Source organism: Enterobacter sp. BNK-22, assembly GCF_048684805.1.
GTDB classification, from domain to species: domain Bacteria; phylum Pseudomonadota; class Gammaproteobacteria; order Enterobacterales; family Enterobacteriaceae; genus Enterobacter; species Enterobacter quasiroggenkampii.
The window spans coordinates 717,448-734,235 of the sequence record NZ_JBLQTT010000001.1; the positions used below are offsets into that span (position 1 = coordinate 717,448).

Here is a 16,788-nt window from a genome sequence, read left to right on the forward strand (position 1 = left end):
TCATGAACGGATTCATCTTGAGCATGAGCGCATTTAATGCTTATTTTAATAGGCTATGCGGTAATTTTGTAAGACAACTAAGTGATTGAATAATGAACAAAACAGAATTCTACGCGGATCTGAACCGCGATTTTAAGGCATTGATGGCGGGTGAGACCAGCTTCTTAGCCACTCTGGCAAATACTAGCGCATTGCTGTTTGAACGTCTCTCTGACGTAAACTGGGCGGGCTTTTACCTTCTGGAAGGTGAAACGCTGGTGCTCGGTCCGTTCCAGGGAAAGCTGGCGTGCGTGCGTATCCCGGTTGGGCGTGGCGTATGCGGCACGGCGGTGGCCGAGAATCAGGTCCAGCGTGTGGAAGACGTTCATGCGTTTGACGGACACATTGCCTGTGATGCTGCCAGTAATTCTGAAATCGTTCTGCCGCTGGTGGTCAAAAATCAGATTATTGGCGTTCTGGACATCGACAGTACGGTCTTCAGTCGCTTTACAACCGAGGACGAACAGGGGCTGCGCGAGTTGGTGGCGAATCTGGAAAACGTACTCGCAGCAACCGATTATCAAAAATTCTTTGCGAGCGTCGCAGGATAATCAACGGATAACGTAGCATTTACTGATAGCGTCATTATAATGACGCCTGTTCATGCCTGCGCTTGTTGGCAACGTCCGTTGTAATCAGGAAATTTCATGGAAAATCAACCTAAGTTGAATAGCAGTAAAGAAGTTATCGCATTTCTGGCCGAGCGTTTCCCGCAGTGCTTCAGCGCGGAAGGCGAAGCTCGTCCCCTGAAAGTCGGTATTTTTCAGGATCTGGTGGCGCGTGTTGAAGGGGAAATGAACCTCAGCAAAACTCAGCTGCGTTCCGCCTTACGTCTTTATACTTCGAGCTGGCGTTACCTGTACGGTATCAAACCTGGCGCGACTCGCGTGGATCTCGACGGCAACCCTTGCGGTGAGCTTGACGAGCAGCACGTTGAGCATGCGCGCAAGCAGCTGGAAGAAGCCAAAGCACGCGTTCAGGCACAACGTGCGGAACAGCAAGCGAAAAAACGCGAAGCCGCCGCGGCAAACGGCCAGGAAGAAGCGCCTCGTCGTGAGCGTAAACCACGCCCTGCGCCGCGTCGTCACGATAATAACGATCGCAAACCGCGTGCAGACAAACCAGCAGCAAAAGCCCCACGTGCGCCTCGTGAAGAGCCGCGCCATACGCCGGTTTCTGACATTAACGCCCTGAGCGTGGGTCAGGCACTGAAGGTAAAAGCGGGTAACAATGCTATGGACGCCACCGTACTGGAAATCACCAAAGATGGCGTTCGTGTACAGCTGACTTCTGGTATGTCAATGATTGTACGCGCAGAACACTTGTTGTTCTGAAACGGAGGCCAAGCCTGGCATGAACACTTTTTTTAAGCTCACCGCGCTGGCGGGTCTGTTTGCTATAACAGGTCACGCTTTTGCAGTGGACGATATCACGCGTGTTGATCAAATTCCGGTACTCAAGGAAGAGACGCAGCACGCGACGGTGAGCGAGCGCGTGACCTCACGTTTCACCCGTTCGCACTATCGTCAGTTCGATCTCGATCAGGCCTTTTCGGCCAAAATCTTTGACCGCTATCTGAACTTGCTGGATTACAGCCATAACGTTTTGCTCGCCAGCGATGTCGAGCAGTTCGCTAAGCGAAAATCCGAGGTGGGTGACGAGTTGCGTTCAGGCAAGCTGGATCTGTTCTACGATCTCTACAACCTGTCGCAAAAGCGCCGCTTCGAACGCTATCAGTACGCGCTGAAAGTGCTGGAACGTCCAATGGACTTCACCGGCAACGACACCTTCAATCTGGACCGCAGCAAAGCGCCCTGGCCAAAAGATGAAGCCGAGCTGAATGCGCTGTGGGACGGCAAAGTTAAATACGACGAACTGAGCCTTAAGCTCACCGGCAAAGACGAAAAAGAGATCCGTGACACGCTGACGCGTCGTTACAAATTTGCCATTCGTCGCCTGGCCCAGACCAACAGTGAGGATGTCTTCTCGCTGGCCATGACGGCCTTTGCGCACGAAATCGATCCGCACACCAACTATCTCTCACCACGCAACACCGAACAGTTCAATACCGAAATGAGCCTGTCTCTGGAAGGTATCGGCGCGGTGCTGCAGATGGACGATGATTACACGGTGATCAATTCGATGGTCGCGGGTGGCCCGGCATCTAAAAGCAAAGCGATTAGCGTAGGCGATCGTATTGTGGGTGTGGGACAAACCGGCCAGAACATGGTCGACGTGATCGGCTGGCGTCTTGATGACGTGGTTGCGCTGATCAAAGGTCCGAAAGGCAGCAAGGTTCGTCTGGAAATTCTGCCAGCCGGAAAAGGCACCAAAACCCGTATCGTTACCCTGACCCGTGAGCGTATCCGTCTGGAAGACCGCGCGGTGAAAATGTCGGTGAAAACCGTGGGTAAAGAGAAGGTGGGCGTCCTGGATATTCCTGGCTTCTACGTCGGGCTGACTGACGATGTGAAAGTTCAGCTGCAGAAGCTTGAAAAGCAGAACGTCAGCAGCATCATCATCGACCTGCGCAGTAACGGCGGCGGGGCGCTGACGGAAGCGGTTTCTCTCTCTGGCCTGTTCATCCCATCTGGCCCGGTGGTTCAGGTGCGCGATAACAACGGTAAAGTGCGCGAAGATGCGGACAATGACGGTGTGGTCTACTACAAAGGCCCGCTGGTTGTTCTCGTTGACCGCTTCAGCGCTTCCGCGTCTGAGATCTTTGCCGCAGCCATGCAGGACTACGGCCGCGCGCTGATCGTCGGTGAGCCAACCTTCGGGAAAGGCACTGTTCAGCAGTACCGCTCTCTGAATCGTATTTACGATCAGATGCTGCGTCCGGAATGGCCTGCGCTGGGCTCGGTTCAGTACACCATTCAGAAATTCTACCGCGTAAATGGCGGCAGTACGCAGCGTAAGGGCGTCACGCCGGACATCATCATGCCGACTGGCACTCAGGAGACGGAAACCGGCGAGAAGTTTGAAGATAACGCGTTGCCGTGGGACAGCATCAATGCCGCGACCTACGTGAAAGCGGGTGATATGACGCAGTTTGGCCCTGAGTTGCTGAAGGCGCATAACGACCGCATCGCGAAAGATCCGGAGTTCCAGTACATCATGAAGGACATTGCGCGATTCAATGCTCTGAAGGATAAGCGGAATATTGTTTCTCTGAACTACGCTCAGCGTGAAAAAGAGAACAACGAAGACGATGCAACCCGCCTGGCGCGTATCAACGATCGCTTCAAGCGTGAAGGCAAGCCTCTGCTCAAGAAACTGGACGATCTGCCAAAAGATTACCAGGAGCCGGATCCGTATCTCGACGAGACGGTGCATATCGCTCTCGACCTGGCGAATCAGGAAAAAGAGAAACCTGCCGTACAGCCCGCTCCGGCAAAATAACCTCCCAACAGGCACAAGACATTGTGCCTGTTTCTTTTTGTACTTTATCCTTCCGTCAGTCAGATTTTCAATTGTGTAAAGTTGTGTCTTTCTGGTGACTTACGCCCGCCGGATGCTTGAAAATAGCCGCAATACCCATACGATGTGGGTAATCGCATAGTGCGTTTTGTTAAACTGAGGTAAAAAGAAAATTATGATGCGAATCGCGCTCTTCCTGCTCACCAACCTGGCGGTGATGGTGGTTTTCGGGCTCGTGCTAAGCCTGACAGGAATTCAGTCGAGCAGCGTTCAGGGTCTGTTGATTATGGCGCTGCTGTTTGGTTTTGGTGGCTCGTTCATCTCCCTGCTGATGTCGAAGTGGATGGCACTGAAATCGGTAGGGGGTGAGGTCATTGAGCAACCCCGTAACGATATGGAACAGTGGCTGATGAATACGGTGGCTCAGCAGTCCCGTCAGGCCGGGATCGCCATGCCGCAGGTGGCCATTTACCATGCTCCGGATATCAACGCGTTCGCCACGGGTGCCCGTCGCGATGCGTCACTGGTTGCTGTCAGCACCGGACTGCTGCAGAACATGAGCCGTGACGAAGCCGAAGCGGTTATCGCCCACGAAATTAGCCATATCGCTAACGGTGACATGGTGACCATGACCCTGATTCAGGGCGTGGTAAACACCTTCGTGATCTTTATCTCCCGTATTCTGGCGCAGATTGCCGCGGGCTTCATGGGCGGCAACCGCGACGAAGGTGAAGAGAGCAACGGCAACCCGCTGATCTATTTTGCCGTGTCGATGGTTCTGGAACTGGTATTCGGTATTCTGGCCAGCATCATCACCATGTGGTTCTCCCGTCACCGTGAATTCCACGCGGATGCCGGCTCTGCGAAGCTGGTTGGTCGTGAGAAGATGATTGCCGCGCTGCAGCGTCTGAAAACCTCCTACGAGCCGCAGGAAGCGAACAGCATGATGGCCTTCTGCATTAACGGTAAATCTAAATCGCTGAGCGAGCTGTTTATGTCTCACCCGCCGTTGGATAAGCGTATTGAAGCGCTGCGCAGTGGGGAATACCTGAAGTAACGCAACAAAATACAAAAAGCCGGGCGGGAGAACACTCCGCCCGGCTTTTTTTATGCCTGAACCCTGGGCTGGGTCACCCGCAGGCCACTGACGACCGCCGCGAGGGTGGCAAGGGCGCCTGCGGTGAGGAGCGCAAGGTGGTTACCGTTTTGTCCGGCAAGGTTAAACATCAGGGCGACCAGTGCCGCACCGCTGCTTTGGCCCAGCAGACGCGCGGTTCCCAGCATACCGCTTGCCCCACCGCTGCGATGCCGCGGCGCTGAGGTGATAATGGTGTGATTATTGGGGGACTGGAACAGGCCAAACCCTGCACCGCAGAGGATCATGCGCCAGATGATGTCCAGATCCGAAGGCGACGAGGGCAACAATGCTAACGCGAAAAGGCCTGTCGCCATCACCGTCAGCCCCAAAGCGCCCAATAAACCGGCATGAACGCGTTCAATTAAATAACCTGCCAGCGGTGCCATCACCATCGTCGCCAGCGGCCAGGGGGTGAGCAGCAGCCCGGTTTCCACTTCTGAACGGCCAACTACGCTCTGCAGAAAGAAGGGCAGGGAGACCAGAGCCAGCATCTGGGCGCAGAACGAGCAGACAGACGTGCAGATGGAGAGCGAAAAGAGGGGAATACGCAGCAGGTCAACGGGCAGCAAAGGAACTGGCAGGGTGAGCTGGCGGCGTACAAAGAAGAAGCCGATCGCCAGCAGGGCGATGAGCTCCGCGGCGGTAAGCACCAGAGATTGTCCCTGGGCAAAGCCGCTCAGCGCCGTAATCAGCAGGCCGAAGGTCAGAGCATTCATCACCGCACTTGCCACGTCGAAGCGCGGCATGCTGCTTTTGGAGCCGTTAGCGGGAAGAAAGCGCAGAGCAAAAAAGATGGCGACGATACCCAGCGGCACGTTAATGGCGAACAGCCATTGCCATGACGCAACGGAGAGGATCGCCGCCGCAATGGTTGGCCCGGCGGCAGAAGAGACGGCGACAATAAACGAGTTTATCCCCATTCCGCGCCCCAGATGACGCTGCGGATAAATTAAGCGGATCAGCGCCGTGTTTACGCTCATGAGCGCCGCGCCGCCAAAACCCTGCGCAATACGCGCAAGCGTCAGGGTATGCAGTGAATCTGAAAGGGCACAGAGCAGGGAGGTAAAAGTGAAAACCACCAGGCCGCACTGATATACCCGGCGGTAGCCGAACATATCGCCGAGGAAAGAGAACGAGAGCAGTGACACCACAATCGCAATCTGGTAGGCGTTAACAATCCAAATCGAACTGGCGGGTGAGGCATGCAGGTCGCTGGCGATGGTTGGCAGGGCAACGTTTGCAATCGCGCCGTCAAGGACGGCCATTGAGATACCGATAATGATGGTCGCTATTGCGCCATACCGTTGGGGTAATGGCAGGCCATCAGAAAGATTTTTTTCCATCAGGAGTAAAAAGCTCAGCGTGAAATTATTCTCAGGGTAACTATTTTAGCATTGTTACAGCCGCGATATGTCGCAGATTTGTAACGAAGTAAACGCGGATTGATTGCAGGTGACATGACGGGAACTTATAATAAAAACCGGTTCTGATTTTTATAAAACACTCGCTATGAGGTGGTAAATGGCTATTGCGGATTTGGATAAACAGCCAGATTCTGTTTCTTCCGTGCTGAAGGTGTTTGGCATCTTACAGGCGCTTGGAGAAGAGCGTGAAATAGGTATTACAGAGCTGTCGCAGCGCGTGATGATGTCAAAAAGCACCGTTTATCGCTTTTTGCAAACCATGAAGTCCCTGGGATACGTTGCGCAGGAAGGCGAATCTGAAAAGTATTCTCTGACGCTTAAGCTGTTTGAATTGGGTGCGCGTGCGCTACAAAATGTTGACCTGATCCGCAGCGCTGACATTCAGATGCGTGAAATCTCTCGCCTGACCAAAGAGACCATTCATCTCGGTGCGCTGGATGAAGACAGCATCGTTTACATCCATAAAATCGACTCCATGTACAATCTGCGCATGTATTCGCGCATTGGTCGACGCAACCCGCTCTACAGTACCGCCATTGGTAAAGTTCTGCTGGCGTGGCGCGATCGCGAGGAAGTGAAGCAGATCCTTGAAGGCGTGGAATACAAGCAAAGTACCTCACGAACCATTACCAGCACGGATGCGCTGCTGACGGTGCTTGACCGCGTGCGCGAGCAGGGATATGGCGAAGATAACGAAGAGCAGGAAGAGGGGCTGCGCTGCATCGGCGTTCCGGTATTTGACCGCTTTGGCGTGGTGATCGCGGGCTTGAGTATCTCCTTCCCAACCTTACGCTTCTCCGAAGAGCGTCTGCATGAGTATGTGGCTATTCTGCACACTGCGGCACGGAAAATTTCTGAACAGATGGGATATCACGACTACCCGTTTTAATCCCTACTGGTAGAAAAAAACGCCGCATCTGATGCGGCGTTTTTTGTATGTCATTCACCTGGCTGATTAGCCATTATCAATCACGACGGATGTTTTACGCAGTACAGGGCAGTGGGTTAAGCCAACGATCCCGCTGTCAGTATGCAGATACTGGGCAGTGCTCATTCCCTGTGCTGTGAGGTATTTACACTGAATGCCTAGCCCGGCTGCGTTTTCGGTGCTCCCCACGAGCACGCCATAGCCCGTTAACAGAAGGCCAATCCAGACAAGGGCCAGTGCAATAATTGTTCGAATGATGAATCGCATCATTACCTCTTTTATCGTTGTTATCGTAATGCTAGCGTAAAGCGTTTACGTGATGAAACAAGTGCAGGATTCTGAAAAAAGCGCGATGGAGGCACAGTTAGTCCTTGTTTAAGATAAGCGTGATAATCTCGTTACATCAGGTCCTTAGACGGAGTGTGGAGTGAAAAAAATACGCTGGGTAATTCTGATTATCGTGCTGATTGCGTGCGTGGTGTTATGGACGCAGACGATCAATGTGATGTGCGATCAGGATGTACAGTTTTTTAGCGGCGTTTGCGCAATAAATAAGTTTATTCCGTGGTAATAGACATTTTTTCTCAACGTGATTTCCTTCCTTCGCGCCAGTGGTAAAATAGACGTTTTTATTGAGGTGGTGAAATGGGTGAGTTACTGAATTCAGGGCTGCTGAATATAGCATCCCTGATGATTTCTTTGGTGGTTCTGCTTGTGGGGCTGGTCATCTGGTTTTTCGTGAACCGCGCCAGTTCCCGTACTAACGAGCAGATCGAACTGCTGGAAGCGCTGCTCGATCAGCAAAAACGTCAGAATGCGCTGCTACGCCGTCTGTGTGAGGCTAACGAACCGGAAGAGAAAGACGCGCCGAAAGACGCGGTCGCTGAAGATAACAAAGACGAAGACGACTTTATCCGCCTGGTGGCTGAGCGTTAATCTTTTTGTCCTGGGAGGTGGCTGTGGTCTGGAAAAATCCCTGGTATGACCCCTCCCTGAAACATCACACCCCAAACGGTTTTTGTAATACCGATCCTGTCGGACATCAACCCGGCGACCTTGACCGTTGGCGTAAAGCGCGTAAAGAGGCCGGATTACCGAAGCCGCCCGCGCTGGGTTATGAAGACTTTATCCGCCAGTGGTGGCAACCGGTTGAGCTTACGCAACCTCAGGAAGATGGGGTATGGTGGCTCGGACACGCGAGCGTGTTGCTGCAGCTGGACGGCAATATCATCCTTACCGATCCGGTGTTTTCTCGACGCGCTTCTCCGCTTCCTTTCCTGGGACCCCAGCGTAAGACACCCCCCGTACTGTCTGTCGAGCAACTTCATCAGCTGGATGCGGTCGTCATTTCCCATAATCATTACGATCATCTTGATGACGCAACCCTTCGCCGAATCCTCAAACGCTTTCCCGACGTCAGTATTTTTGTTCCGTTGGGCCTCGCCGACTGGTTTCGTCGCCGGGGAGCAAAACGCGTGGTCGAACTCGACTGGTGGCAGAGTTTCACCTGGCAGGGGATGACGCTGACCGCCGTACCGGCACAGCACTGGAGCATGCGCACGCCATGGAACCGCAATCGTTCCTTATGGTGCGGCTGGGTGATGGAAGGACGGCATCACCGCTTCTGGTTCAGCGGTGATACCGGTTATTCACCTGAGCTGCTGTTGATTCCTGAACGCCTGGGCCAGATAGATGCCGCCGCGTTACCGATTGGTGCCTATGCCCCACGATGGTTCATGGCTGTCCATCATATGGATCCGCAATCTGCGGTGGCATTGTGGCAGCAACTGGGCTCACCTCTGGCGTTCCCTATTCACTGGGGCGTGTTTGAACTGGCAGATGAATCCTTAGATGAACCTGTGCAGGAGTTAACTCACGCACTCGATAATTTAGCACCAGTTAACCATTCTTTCAGGATACTGAAAATTGGTGAATATTTATCCTTATAAACGAAGCGATAAATTGTTGCATATATTGTTGATGTAAACGCGCGCAGGAATGTTTTATTTTTATCGAAACGTTTTGCTTGCCTTCTTTTGATGCAGAGTCATAAAAATTTCATTATTTTGGTGCATAACGCTGTTTATTCGCTGGTGCATTTTAATACAGCTGGGCGCGGGTTATTAACACTGTTTTTTCTCTGAAACAATTTGGTCGCGTTACAATGATTTAAGCATAAGTTTTCACAAATTGTTCTAACTCAATCAAGACGTAAGATTTCTTTTCCTGTTTGCTGGACGGTTCGTAATGATTGAGCTATGTTAAAAAAGTCTTAGATTACAGCGGTTGTGAAAGCAACGCTGGGTCTTTGTTACGCAGCAGGGCTGTCTGTACGTGATGCGCATAATTGTGCAAAACCTGACAGGCACTGTTCGAATTTGTGCGGCGGATCGAGACATGTTTAAAAATGGCTTGCCATATTAAACATAGTGTGTGATAACACGTTTTGGGTCAAACGAGGTACAGTTCTGTTTATGTGTGGCATTTTCAGTAAAGAAGTCCTGAGTAAACACGTTGTCGTTGAATACCGCTTCTCTGCCGAACCTTATATTAGTGCCTCATGCAGTAATGTCTCAGTTTTATCTCAGTTAATGCCTGCGGGCTAAGAAAACACTCTAAGGAATTTTGCAAAATGGCAAAGATTAAAGGTCAAGTTAAGTGGTTCAACGAGTCTAAAGGTTTTGGTTTCATTACTCCTGCTGACGGCAGCAAAGACGTGTTCGTACACTTCTCTGCAATCCAGGGTAACGGCTTCAAAACTCTGGCTGAAGGCCAGAACGTTGAGTTCGAAATTCAGGACGGCCAGAAAGGCCCAGCTGCAGTTAACGTAACTGCTATCTGATCGAACCGCTGCTGACTGAAGTGCCTGGCACTTCACTCTCAGACATAAAGCCTCGCCTGTCGCGGGGCTTTTTTATGTCCCTTATCTTTCAAAATATTACCATCCGCGGTCTTGTTAGTAACTTGTTGCAAAGCTGCGAGGTTAGTAGCACTGTTTCGCCACCTTCTCGCCGTCTTTTCCCGTTAAATCAGGGCGTTGTTTTACAGCCCTGGGGTTCAGGTGAAGAAGACATTGATAACAGCAACTGGAAATTTCACGCCGGCGCGTTTTGCTCTGCTCTGTTTAGCTATTTTTTGTAGTCTGGCTTTTCTGCTGGGGCGCGTTGCCTGGCTGCAAATCATCAAGCCTGACAATCTGGTGAAGCAGGAGGATATGCGATCCCTCCGTCAGCTGGCGATTGATGCGCCGCGCGGTATGATAATGGATCGTGAGGGTCGCCCCCTGGCGGTGAGCGTGCCTGTCCAGGCCGTCTGGGCCGATCCTAAAACGGTGCTGGCAAAAGGGGGCGTCGGCCTTGATGAGCGCTGGCAGGCGCTGGCCAGCGCGCTGCATCTCTCCCTCGGCACACTCTCGGCACGCATCAACGCCAACCCACAGGGCCGTTTTATTTACCTTGCCCGTCAGGTCGATCCTGCGCAGGCAAAGTGGATCGACAAACTGAATCTGCCCGGCATCAATTTGCGCGATGAGTCCCGCCGTTTTTATCCTGCTGGCCATGTGGCAGCGAACCTGATTGGCTTCACCAATATTGACGGGCAGGGCATCGAAGGTGTGGAAAAGAGCTTCAACGCGCAACTCACCGGCAAGCCGGGTGTGCGTCAGGTAAGGGAAGATCGCTATGGACGTGTGGTTGAAAACCTGACCGAAATTGCGCCCGCACCGGCGCATAACATCCAGTTAAGTATTGACGAGCGGCTACAAACCATCACCGAAGATGCGCTCGACAATGCCGTGGCCTGGAACAAGGCCGAGTCGGGGGCGTCGGTGCTCATTAATATCCCAACCGGGGAAATCCTCGCCATGGCGAGCTACCCGGATTTTAACCCCAATAATCGTGAAGGGGCGACGATAAACGATTTTCGCAACCGCGCAATCAGCGATACGTTCGAACCTGGTTCGACCGTCAAGCCGCTGGTGCTGATGACGGCCCTGCAGCAGGGGCTGGTCCAGCCGGACAGCGTGATTGACACCCACCCGTATACCCTTGACGGGCATCGCATTCGCGACGTGGGCTTTTACCCTGAGCTGACGATGACCGGGATCCTGCAAAAATCGAGCGACACCGGCGTTTCCCGACTTTCGCTGGCGATGCCTGTCCAGCATCTCATCGATACCTATCGAAACTTTGGTTTTGGCACCAATACGGGGCTTGGCTTAACGGGGGAAAGCTCGGGGCTGTTGCCACAGCGTAAATACTGGAGCCAGCTCGATCGCGCGACTTTTGCCTTCGGCTACGGGCTGATGGTTACGCCGCTCCAGCTGGCCCACGTCTACGCCACGATTGGTGGGTACGGGCTTGAGCGTCCGCTCTCGATCACCCGCATCGATCCCCCCGTTATCGGGCATCGCGTCATGCCGGAAGAGATTGCCCATGAAGTGGAGCACATGATGGAGAGCGTTGCGCTGCCGGGTGGCGGAGGCGTTAAGGCTGCCGTGCGTGATTACCGGGTGGCGGTGAAAACCGGTACGGCGAAGAAAATTGATGATAGCGGGAAGTATGTCGATAAATACGTCGCCTACACGGCGGGGGTTGCCCCTGCCAGCAATCCGCGTTTTGCCCTGGTGGTGGTGATTAACGATCCGCAAAACGGAGCTTACTACGGCGGGGCCGTCTCTGCCCCTGTCTTCAGTGAGATTATGGGTAACGTGCTGCGTCTGGAGAATATCAAACCTGACGGATTACCGGCGGGATCCGATCACCTTATCGTCATGCGCTAACCGGGCGTTTATAACAGGGGCGAATAGCGGTACACTTCGCCCTTTGATTATGCTCCGGAGTTGCCATGTCCTTCAGCTGTCCCCTTTGCCACGCCCCCCTGACGCACTCAGACAAACGGTATACCTGCCCGCAGGGGCATCAGTTTGACCGGGCAAAAGAAGGCTACGTGAATCTTCTGCCGGTACAGCATAAGCGTTCCCGCGATCCTGGCGACAGTGCTGAGATGATGCGGGCGCGCCGCGCGTTTCTCGATGCCGGACACTATCTGCCGCTGCGGGAGGCCGTCACGCAGATGCTCAATGATATTCTGCCTGCTTCAGCCACCGCCATGCTCGATATCGGCTGTGGGGAAGGATACTACACCGCACGGTTTGCGGAGGTTGCTCGTGAGAAGGGCGCGCAGACATTCGGTCTGGACGTGTCGAAAGTGGCCATACGCGCGGCGGCAAAGCGTTATACCGGCGTGACGTTCTGCGTGGCGTCCAGCCACCGGCTGCCGTTTGACGATGCCAGCATGGACGCGGTTATCCGTATCTACGCGCCGTGTAAGGCAGAGGAGCTGGCGCGCGTGGTGAAGCCGGGCGGATGGGTGGTCACCGTGACCCCAGGCCCGCGTCATCTGATGGAGCTGAAAGGGCTGATCTACGACGAAGTGCGTCTGCATGCCCCGCATTCAGAACAGCTGGGCGGTTTTACCCTGAAGCAGGCGGAATCAGTGGCGTACGAAATGACGCTGAAAGGGGAAGAGGCCGTCGCGTTATTGCAGATGACGCCGTTCGCGTGGCGGGCAAAACCGGAGGTGTGGGAAACGCTGGCGGCACATTCAACATTTCGCTGCCAGACGGACTTCAGCATCCACATCTGGCAGCGCGAAGATTAACCGGCGAAGTGTGCCCAGAGGATCTGGGCGCCAATGCCAATCAGCACAATCCCCCCGAGGATCTCGGCGCGTTTACCCAGCAGCGGGCCGATAAACCGTCCGACCATCATGCCCAGTGTGGACATAATCAGGGTTGCACAGCCAATAGCCAGCGCGGTGGCGATAATATTGACCTGCAGAAATGCCAGACCCACACCAACGGCCATCGCATCAAGGCTGGTGGCAATGGCCGTGGTGACCAGCAGCCAGAAGCCGTGGCGATGCTGCGGCTCCTCGTGTTCATCATCACCGCCGCGAAAACCTTCAATGACCATTCGGCCTCCGAGGAACACCAGCAGGACGAAGGCAATCCAGTGGTTCCACTCCAGCACGAACTGGCTGGCGAGCATGCCAAGTCCCCAGCCGATAAGCGGGGTCAGTGTTTCGATAGCGCCAAAAATCAGGCCGGTACGCAGGGCTTCTGAGAATTTAGGTTTGTGTAGCGTGGCGCCTTTTCCGATGGAAGCAGCGAAGGCGTCCATGGACATGCCAAAAGCGAGAAGGATCGTAGCGGAGATATTCATAACAGCGTCCAGACCGGGGATATCCATATGACACATCACTGCCCCCAGTAAACAGCAGTTGATGTATCTATGGTCTCGCCTGATCGCAATGCACATAAGATGTGCGGTAAGCGATCCGTACGTGCCACGTTTTTCAACGAGTATGTTGACACGTACATTTCCTGCGAACAGGAAATCGGCTACTCCCCAACGACGGGCGCAACCTTAACATATTTTGAGAATATAAAACAACAATGAAAAGGCATTATTTAAAACGTTTGTTGATAACGATTTTCATTTGTCTTTAATCGTGAAAATATCGTTAACAAATAGCGTTCAAATTAGCGGTGGGGATATAGCTTCGGCTATATTTCTTGCGCAAAATAAACACAGGATATAGCCGTTGCTATATATCTAACTCATTGAGTTTTAACGAGTAACTTGTATATCTTTTCCAAGTCATCAATATTCTTCACCCGAATAAGCAGGCGACGTTGTTCTAATTGCATCACCAGCACGCCGTCTTCGGATAAATTCATCTCTTTAATACGGTTATATTCTATCCATACATTGGCGAAGAAGAATCCGTGGGATTTAAAAATGATTTTTGGCGTGCGGATCCAGAACAGATAAATCGCCATTAATGCCAGCGCACATAATAACCATGTGGTTAATAATGCACCATGGCTGGTGACGTTATTGTAAATAAGAATGGCGATGAGACCCACGAAGATAAAGGCATCCACGCGGCCGCGTCGTAGCAGGGGAAGGGAGAGCAGCGTCTCGCCGTGACGGCCGGGCATAATGAACTCGTCATAGATCGCGTAAGCCAGAAGGGCAACAACAAATAAAACCAGTACGATGTCCGTGACAGTCATTCATCCTCCAGATAAAAAAAACCGGGGGCAAGCCCCCGGCCTATAGCATTGATACTTACAGACCCAGCAGGCCGACGGCGTAGCCCGCAATACCGATGACGAAGAAGCCAACGATGATCCACAGCGGGTTCACTTTCTTACGCAGCAGCCACATACAGGCGAAGGTCAACAGCAGCGGGACCAGGCCCGGCATCAGCTGATCCAGAATCGTCTGCACGGTGGTGACGCGGGTCTGACCATCCTGTCCGGTGATGGTCGATACCACCAGCGGGATATTCACGTGCGTCCATTTGTTTACCAGCGCGCCCATGACAAACAGGCCGAGGATTGACGCCCCCTCAGTCAGTTTCTGCAGGAAGCCGCCGCCCATGTCCTTAACGATGTCCACCCCTTTACGGTAGCCGTAGGCCACGCCGTAGTAACGGGTCAGCAGACGCACGGCGTTGAACAGGATGAAGAACAGCAACGGGCCAAGCAGGCTGCCGCTCATCGCGATACCGGCACCCAGTGCCGCGAAGACCGGACGCACGGTACCCCAGAAGATAGGGTCACCGACACCGGCCAGCGGACCCATCAGACCGACTTTGATACCGTTGATGGCACCATCGTCAATCTCTGCGCCGTTTGCACGCTGCTCTTCCATCGCCAGCGTTACGCCCAGTACCGGGGCCGCAACGTAAGGATGGGTGTTAAAGAATTCCAGGTGACGCTTGATGGCCTGACGGCGTGCTTCGTTGTTTTCCGGGTACAGGCGTTTGAGCGCCGGTACCATGGAGAAGCAGAAACCCAGCGCCTGCATACGTTCGAAGTTCCATGAACCCTGAAACAGGTTAGAACGGATGAACACGCCACGAATATCACCCGGAGTGAGTTTTTTCTCGGTGGTAGTTTTTGTCATATCAACCATTTCGCTCACCTGTTAGTCCAGTTCGTTATCGAGATCGTTGTTACCAGCAGCCTGCGCTGGGGCACCCGCGACGCGGTTATATTTCGGGCTGAGCTGGATGTAGAGAATCGCCATCACCGCACCGATCACACCCAGTGCAACCAGGTTGAAGTTGGTGAAGGCCGCGGTCACGAAGCCGAGGTAGAAGAACGGCATCAGGTAGCCTGCGCGCATCATGTTGATGACCATCGCATAACCAACGACCACGATCATACCGCCCGCGATGTTCAGGCCGCCGGTGACCACTTCAGGAATGGCGTTCAGCATGCTCTGGACTTCACTGGTACCCACAGAGATCGCGACGATAACCGCCGGGATTGCGATACGCATCGCCTGCAGGAACAGGGATGAAACGTGGATCCATGACAGGGCCGTGAGGTTGCCGTTGTCGGCCGCCTTATCCGCCGCGTGCTGGAAGGCAACGGTGATCGTACGAACGATGATGGTCAGAACCTGGCCTGCGGCTGCCAGCGGGATTGCCAGGGCGATACCTGCACCAATACTCTGGTGACCGGCAATAACCAGAACGGTAGAAATGATAGAGGCCAGAGCGGCATCGGGCGCAACCGCCGCACCGATGTTCATCCAGCCCAGGGCGATCATTTCCAGGGTACCACCGATGATGATACCGGTTTTCATGTCACCCAGAACGGCCCCAATCAGCGTACAGGCCACCAGAGGACGGTGGAACTGAAATTCATCAAGTACGGATTCCATACCCGCAATACATGCGACCACGAACACCAGCACAATCTGAAGAGTGGTAATCTCCATTGTACTTCTCCTATTACATAAGCATTATGTGAAAAACCGGCGCGGGCTTATTTCCCAACTTTGCCGATCAAATCCATCATTTTCAGTTTCTGGTCCGTGGAAACCTTACGGGCTTCCAGCTCAATACCGCGTGCATTCAGCTTGTTGAATGCTTCGATATCTTTCGCATCGACTGAAATGGCGTTGTTGACCTGCGTTTTGCCCTGACGGAATGCCATACCACCAATGTTAACGGAGGTGATTTTCACGCCGCCTTCAACAATGCGCTCAACGTCTGTCGGGTTAGTGAACAGGAGCATCACGCGTTCGCCCGCATATTTCGGGTTGTTGTATACGCGAATCATCTTGGCGACATCCACAACGTGCGCGGTAACGCCAGGAGGAGCAACCTGAGTCAGAAGGGTTTTACGTACGGTATCAGCGGCCACTTCGTCGCTGACCACGATAATGCGTCGAACGTTGGTCTCTTTGGTCCAGCGCGTGGCTACCTGACCGTGGATTAAGCGGTCATCAATACGCGCAAGGCCGATCACCATGTAATCATTCGGGCCCATCGGTTTTGCCGGTGCCGCCGCTTTCGGTGCCGCTGCAGGCGCAGGGGCAGGTTTTTCAACCGGCTGTGCCTTCAGGGCCTTAACCCCTTCGCGGCCGGTTTCAACAGCCAGTGCAACCAGCTCATCGAAGGACGGATTGTCGTCGCGTGCCATAAGGGTTTCCACCAGCATGGGAATATTGACCCCGGCGACAACTTCATAGTGCTCTTTATCGACGACAATGCGGCTGGCAGCATTGAACGGGCTGCCGCCCCATGTATCAACGAGAAACAGCACGCCTTTGCTGGTATCCAGCTTCTCGAGCTGAGCGTTGTACTTCTCTATCAGCGTCTCGGCGTTTTCACCGGGAACGAAATCGATCCAGCCGACGTTTTCCTGCTCGCCCAACAGCATCTCTGCCGTTTTGAGTAGCTGCTCAGCAGCCCAACCATGTGTGCCTATGACAATAGCAATGGTCACTTGCTACCTCCTTTTATTATCATTA

18 protein-coding genes, 1 pseudogene and 1 riboswitch are annotated in these 16,788 nt (G+C 53.4%); of the genes and pseudogenes, 12 read left to right on the forward strand and 7 right to left on the reverse strand.

Translation table 11 applies throughout. The features are described 5' to 3' along the window. The first annotated feature begins 92 nt into the window (after positions 1-92). The 4 genes from ACMGGE_RS03280 to htpX all read left to right on the forward strand — a co-directional run bounded on the left by ACMGGE_RS03280 (position 93) and on the right by htpX (position 4,516). Entirely contained in the window at positions 93-590 is a 498-nt protein-coding gene (locus ACMGGE_RS03280) for a GAF domain-containing protein (RefSeq protein WP_008500476.1), read from the forward strand. A 96-nt stretch (positions 591-686) separates the two neighbouring features. After that, on the forward strand, positions 687-1,373 hold the full coding sequence (gene proQ, locus ACMGGE_RS03285; protein ID WP_014884292.1) for an RNA chaperone ProQ: 687 nt from the start codon (positions 687-689) through the stop codon (positions 1,371-1,373). 19 nt (positions 1,374-1,392) lie between these two features. Beyond that, positions 1,393-3,441 (forward strand): carboxy terminal-processing peptidase, encoded by a 2,049-nt coding sequence (gene prc, locus ACMGGE_RS03290; protein ID WP_025910096.1) that lies wholly within the window; start codon positions 1,393-1,395, stop codon positions 3,439-3,441. 193 nt (positions 3,442-3,634) lie between these two features. Further along, positions 3,635-4,516, forward strand: coding sequence for a protease HtpX (gene htpX / locus ACMGGE_RS03295; protein ID WP_014884290.1), 882 nt, complete (start codon positions 3,635-3,637; stop codon positions 4,514-4,516). 50 nt (positions 4,517-4,566) lie between these two features. Here the strand turns inward: htpX and ACMGGE_RS03300 are convergent, their stop codons facing one another. Continuing rightward, entirely contained in the window at positions 4,567-5,940 is a 1,374-nt protein-coding gene (locus ACMGGE_RS03300; RefSeq protein WP_343666119.1) for an MFS transporter, read from the reverse strand. A gap of 178 nt (positions 5,941-6,118) precedes the next feature. Here ACMGGE_RS03300 and kdgR point away from each other — a divergent pair, with 178 nt between their 5' ends. After that, positions 6,119-6,910, forward strand: a complete 792-nt coding sequence (gene kdgR, locus ACMGGE_RS03305; protein ID WP_023312208.1) for a DNA-binding transcriptional regulator KdgR — start codon at positions 6,119-6,121, stop codon at positions 6,908-6,910. A 66-nt stretch (positions 6,911-6,976) separates the two neighbouring features. On the opposite strand, the gene ACMGGE_RS03310 is transcribed toward kdgR, so the two are convergent. Then, complete coding sequence (locus ACMGGE_RS03310; RefSeq protein WP_045908230.1) at positions 6,977-7,216, reverse strand: YobH family protein; 240 nt, start codon at positions 7,214-7,216, stop codon at positions 6,977-6,979. A gap of 160 nt (positions 7,217-7,376) precedes the next feature. Here ACMGGE_RS03310 and mgrB point away from each other — a divergent pair, with 160 nt between their 5' ends. From mgrB to rlmA, 7 genes and pseudogenes are all read left to right on the forward strand, one after another. Further along, entirely contained in the window at positions 7,377-7,520 is a 144-nt protein-coding gene (gene mgrB / locus ACMGGE_RS03315) for a PhoP/PhoQ regulator MgrB (RefSeq protein ID WP_006175995.1), read from the forward strand. 74 nt (positions 7,521-7,594) lie between these two features. Next, a complete protein-coding gene (locus ACMGGE_RS03320; protein WP_024909723.1) occupies positions 7,595-7,885 on the forward strand; it encodes a YebO family protein in 291 nt (96 codons plus the stop codon). Between the two features lie 23 nt (positions 7,886-7,908). Next, positions 7,909-8,898 carry an MBL fold metallo-hydrolase gene (locus tag ACMGGE_RS03325; RefSeq protein ID WP_045908231.1) on the forward strand — a complete coding sequence of 330 codons (990 nt, stop codon included), beginning with the start codon at positions 7,909-7,911 and terminating at the stop codon, positions 8,896-8,898. A 525-nt stretch (positions 8,899-9,423) separates the two neighbouring features. Next, positions 9,424-9,568, forward strand: a pseudogene (locus ACMGGE_RS03330) (DUF2627 domain-containing protein). A 13-nt stretch (positions 9,569-9,581) separates the two neighbouring features. Then, a complete protein-coding gene (gene cspE, locus ACMGGE_RS03335; protein ID WP_001062678.1) occupies positions 9,582-9,791 on the forward strand; it encodes a transcription antiterminator/RNA stability regulator CspE in 210 nt (69 codons plus the stop codon). A gap of 219 nt (positions 9,792-10,010) precedes the next feature. Further along, positions 10,011-11,729 (forward strand): peptidoglycan glycosyltransferase FtsI, encoded by a 1,719-nt coding sequence (gene ftsI, locus ACMGGE_RS03340; protein WP_045908232.1) that lies wholly within the window; start codon positions 10,011-10,013, stop codon positions 11,727-11,729. A gap of 65 nt (positions 11,730-11,794) precedes the next feature. Next, positions 11,795-12,610: a 23S rRNA (guanine(745)-N(1))-methyltransferase gene (rlmA, locus tag ACMGGE_RS03345; protein ID WP_235403176.1), complete on the forward strand. Its 816-nt coding sequence runs from the start codon at positions 11,795-11,797 to the stop codon at positions 12,608-12,610. Here the strand turns inward: rlmA and mntP are convergent. From mntP to manX, 5 genes are all read right to left on the reverse strand, one after another. Further along, positions 12,607-13,173 carry a manganese efflux pump MntP gene (mntP, locus tag ACMGGE_RS03350; RefSeq protein WP_045908281.1) on the reverse strand — a complete coding sequence of 189 codons (567 nt, stop codon included), beginning with the start codon at positions 13,171-13,173 and terminating at the stop codon, positions 12,607-12,609. The two genes, rlmA and mntP, sit on opposite strands and share 4 nt — an antisense overlap. 10 nt (positions 13,174-13,183) lie before the next feature. Next, positions 13,184-13,373: riboswitch (yybP-ykoY riboswitch) on the reverse strand. Positions 13,374-13,571: 198 nt separating this feature from the next. Continuing rightward, positions 13,572-14,030, reverse strand: a complete 459-nt coding sequence (locus tag ACMGGE_RS03355; RefSeq protein WP_420293349.1) for a DUF986 family protein — start codon at positions 14,028-14,030, stop codon at positions 13,572-13,574. A gap of 55 nt (positions 14,031-14,085) precedes the next feature. Continuing rightward, a complete protein-coding gene (locus ACMGGE_RS03360) occupies positions 14,086-14,937 on the reverse strand; it encodes a PTS mannose transporter subunit IID (protein WP_420293350.1) in 852 nt (283 codons plus the stop codon). A gap of 12 nt (positions 14,938-14,949) precedes the next feature. After that, positions 14,950-15,750: a PTS mannose transporter subunit IIC gene (gene manY, locus ACMGGE_RS03365; RefSeq protein ID WP_024909729.1), complete on the reverse strand. Its 801-nt coding sequence runs from the start codon at positions 15,748-15,750 to the stop codon at positions 14,950-14,952. Positions 15,751-15,797: 47 nt separating this feature from the next. After that, positions 15,798-16,763 (reverse strand): PTS mannose transporter subunit IIAB, encoded by a 966-nt coding sequence (gene manX, locus ACMGGE_RS03370; protein WP_045908235.1) that lies wholly within the window; start codon positions 16,761-16,763, stop codon positions 15,798-15,800. Between the last annotated feature and the right edge of the window lie 25 nt (positions 16,764-16,788).

Coding starts and splice junctions, on each gene's coding strand:
- ACMGGE_RS03280 (WP_008500476.1), top strand. CDS start 93: ATGAACAAAACAGAATTCTACGCGGATCTGAACCGCGATTTTAAGGCA.
- proQ (WP_014884292.1), top strand. CDS start 687: ATGGAAAATCAACCTAAGTTGAATAGCAGTAAAGAAGTTATCGCATTT.
- prc (WP_025910096.1), top strand. CDS start 1,393: ATGAACACTTTTTTTAAGCTCACCGCGCTGGCGGGTCTGTTTGCTATA.
- htpX (WP_014884290.1), top strand. CDS start 3,635: ATGATGCGAATCGCGCTCTTCCTGCTCACCAACCTGGCGGTGATGGTG.
- ACMGGE_RS03300 (WP_343666119.1), bottom strand. CDS start 5,940: ATGGAAAAAAATCTTTCTGATGGCCTGCCATTACCCCAACGGTATGGC.
- kdgR (WP_023312208.1), top strand. CDS start 6,119: ATGGCTATTGCGGATTTGGATAAACAGCCAGATTCTGTTTCTTCCGTG.
- ACMGGE_RS03310 (WP_045908230.1), bottom strand. CDS start 7,216: ATGCGATTCATCATTCGAACAATTATTGCACTGGCCCTTGTCTGGATT.
- ACMGGE_RS03320 (WP_024909723.1), top strand. CDS start 7,595: ATGGGTGAGTTACTGAATTCAGGGCTGCTGAATATAGCATCCCTGATG.
- cspE (WP_001062678.1), top strand. CDS start 9,582: ATGGCAAAGATTAAAGGTCAAGTTAAGTGGTTCAACGAGTCTAAAGGT.
- rlmA (WP_235403176.1), top strand. CDS start 11,795: ATGTCCTTCAGCTGTCCCCTTTGCCACGCCCCCCTGACGCACTCAGAC.
- mntP (WP_045908281.1), bottom strand. CDS start 13,173: ATGAATATCTCCGCTACGATCCTTCTCGCTTTTGGCATGTCCATGGAC.
- ACMGGE_RS03355 (WP_420293349.1), bottom strand. CDS start 14,030: ATGACTGTCACGGACATCGTACTGGTTTTATTTGTTGTTGCCCTTCTG.
- ACMGGE_RS03360 (WP_420293350.1), bottom strand. CDS start 14,937: ATGGTTGATATGACAAAAACTACCACCGAGAAAAAACTCACTCCGGGT.
- manY (WP_024909729.1), bottom strand. CDS start 15,750: ATGGAGATTACCACTCTTCAGATTGTGCTGGTGTTCGTGGTCGCATGT.